Here is a 1,782-nt window from a genome sequence, read left to right as displayed (position 1 = left end):
ATCTCTCATAAACGGATGTTTTTGAGAGAACTATCTTCGGCCTTCACACGCACGAAAGGCGGCGAAGCTCCGCCGTTAATCCGTCCGCCGGAGATCTCGCCCAGGCAGGCTGAAGGCCGAGCAAGCCTGACAGGCCCGAAAAGCCCGGCACGGGCGTCGGCGGCGATGACGGCGGCGGCATTATCCAGGGTTGATGATGGAAGTGGAGGATATCGACAACCTCTCGCGCAACCAAGACATCGCGGTCGGACTGCAAGTGATCTTGAAGCCACGGGCCCGTCCCACCCCGACATGGACCTCGATGCCCGAACGGACGTTAGATTTCGAGTTCTAGGCGTTCTGCGATGAAGGTTGGATCCCAGCCGGGATTGAAAGTGTCGACGTGGGTGAATCCGAGCCGCTCGTATAGGCCACGCAGGTTCGGGTGGCAGTCGAGCCGCAGCTTGGCGCACCCCTGCGTTCGCGCGGCATGGCGGCAAGCCTCGATCAGCGCGGAGCTGACACCCCGGCCCGCATGTGTCCGTCGCACCGCGAGCTTGTGCAGATATGCGGCCTCCCCCTTGAGGGCGTCGGGCCAGAACTCGGGATCCTCGGCCGACAAGGTGCAACAGCCGACGATGCCGTCGCTGCAACTCGCGACTAGGAGCTCGGATCTCAGGACGAAGGTCTCCGCGAATGTCCGGTCGATCCGCGCGACGTCCCAGGCGGGCGTTCCCTTGGCGGACATCCACGCCGCAGCGTCGTGCATCAGCCGCACAACCTCGTCGATATCACCCGAGCAGGCGACCCGAACGTTCGGAGGCTCCTCGCTGTCCATTCGCTCCCCTGGCGCGGTATGAACCGCCGCCTCATAGTGCAGTTTGATCCTGACGAGCCCAGCATGTCTGCGCCCACCTTCGCGGAACCTGACCAGGGTCCGCTAGCGGGCGGCCGGAAGGTGAATGCTAGGCATGATCTAACCCTCGGTCTCTGGCGTCGCGACTGCGAAATTTCGCGAGGGTTTCCGAGAAGGTGATTGCGCTTCGCAGATCTCCAGGCGCGTGGGTGCGGACGTAGTCAGCGCCATTGCCGATCGCGTGAAGTTCCGCCGCAAGGCTCGCTGGACCCAGATCCTTTACAGGAAGGCCAACGGTGGCGCCCAAGAAGGATTTCCGCGACACCGAGACCAATAGCGGAAGCCCCAACGCCGACTTCAGCTTTTGAAGGTTCGACAGCACGTGCAGCGATGTTTCCGGTGCGGGGCTCAAGAAAAATCCCATCCCCGGATCGAGGATGAGCCGGTCGGCAGCGACCCCGCTCCGTCGCAAGGCGGAAACCCGCGCCTCGAAGAACCGCACAATCTCGTCGAGCGCGTCTTCGGGTCGAAGGTGACCGGTGCGGGTGGCGATGCCATCCCGCTGCGCTGAGTGCATAACCACCAGCCTGCAGTCCGCCTCAGCAATATCGGGATAGAGCGCAGGGTCAGGAAATCCTTGGATATCGTTCAGGTAGCCCACGCCGCGCTTGAGCGCATAGCGCTGGGTTTCCGGTTGGAAGCTGTCGATTGAAACACGGTGCATCTGATCGGACAGGGCGTCTAAGAGCGGCGCAATACGTCTGATCTCATCGGCCGGCGATACAGGCCTCGCGTCCGGATGGCTGGCGGCCGGTCCGACATCCACGACGTCTGATCCGACTCGCAGCATTTCGATCGCCGCGGTGACAGCGCCGGCGGGGTCTAGCCGCCGGCTCTCATCGAAGAAGGAGTCCTCGGTGAGATTCAGAATGCCGAACACCGTCACC

At 62.9% G+C, this 1,782-nt stretch carries 2 protein-coding genes; both read right to left on the bottom strand.

The features are described from left to right. Positions 1–316 precede the first annotated feature (316 nt). Positions 317–817 (bottom strand): GNAT family N-acetyltransferase, encoded by a 501-nt coding sequence (locus AB0K08_RS16960; RefSeq protein WP_000376623.1) that lies wholly within the window; start codon positions 815–817, stop codon positions 317–319. A 127-nt stretch (positions 818–944) separates the two neighbouring features. Next, positions 945–1,781 (bottom strand): sulfonamide-resistant dihydropteroate synthase Sul1, encoded by an 837-nt coding sequence (gene sul1, locus AB0K08_RS16955; protein WP_024193717.1) that lies wholly within the window; start codon positions 1,779–1,781, stop codon positions 945–947. Position 1,782: the final 1 nt, after the last annotated feature.

The organism is Citricoccus sp. NPDC055426, assembly GCF_040677445.1.
GTDB lineage: Bacteria > Actinomycetota > Actinomycetes > Actinomycetales > Micrococcaceae > Citricoccus.
The sequence above is the reverse complement of the archived record's forward strand: the minus strand, read 5'-3'. Positions and strand labels throughout refer to the sequence as shown.